This is a genomic window from Bartonella sp. MR168JLCBS (assembly GCF_042194175.1).
In genome coordinates, this window is record NZ_JBHIMP010000443.1 from 1 (window position 1) to 658 (window position 658).

Genomic DNA, 658 nt, shown 5'->3' on the forward strand with positions numbered 1-658 from the left:
CAAGGTGCTTTATTAGATAATGATTTCGGTACTTATCCTTATGTGACGTCATCCAATACAATTGCTGGACAGGCATGTACTGGCTCAGGTATAGGACCTGGTGTAATTCATTATGTTTTGGGTATTGCAAAAGCTTATACAACACGTGTTGGAGAAGGTCCATTCCCGACAGAGCAGATAAATGATATTGGTGAATTTCTTGGAATGCGTGGTAAAGAGTTTGGCGTTGTGACTGGTCGGAAACGTCGATGTGGATGGTTTGATGCTGTCTTAGTACGGCAGATGGTAACAATTTGCGGTGTTCAGGGTATAGCATTGACAAAGCTTGATGTTTTGGATGGTTTGGATGAAATTAAAATTTGTATTGGTTATGAGCTTGATGGTAAAAGAATTAATTATTTGCCCTCTTCTATGGGAGCACAAGCGCGTGTAATGCCTATATATGAGACATTGGAAGGCTGGAAGGAAGCAACAGCACATGCATTGAGTTGGGAAGATTTACCGCCACAGGCTGTCAAATATATACGCTATATTGAGAAACTGATTAATGCACGGGTAGCTTTATTATCCACCAGTCCTGAGCGTGAAGATACTATCCTCGTTACTGATCCTTTTGCAGATTAATCAATACCTTTTAGTTTCCATATTGATTTTCATT

General features: G+C 40.0%; 1 protein-coding gene. It reads left to right on the top strand.

Going from position 1 to position 658, the window contains the following annotated elements; translation table 11 throughout:
• A partial coding sequence (locus tag ACFIK8_RS11865) for an adenylosuccinate synthetase (protein ID WP_375669544.1) occupies nt 1–624 on the top strand: 624 nt, incomplete at its 5' end.
• Nucleotides 625–658: the final 34 nt, after the last annotated feature.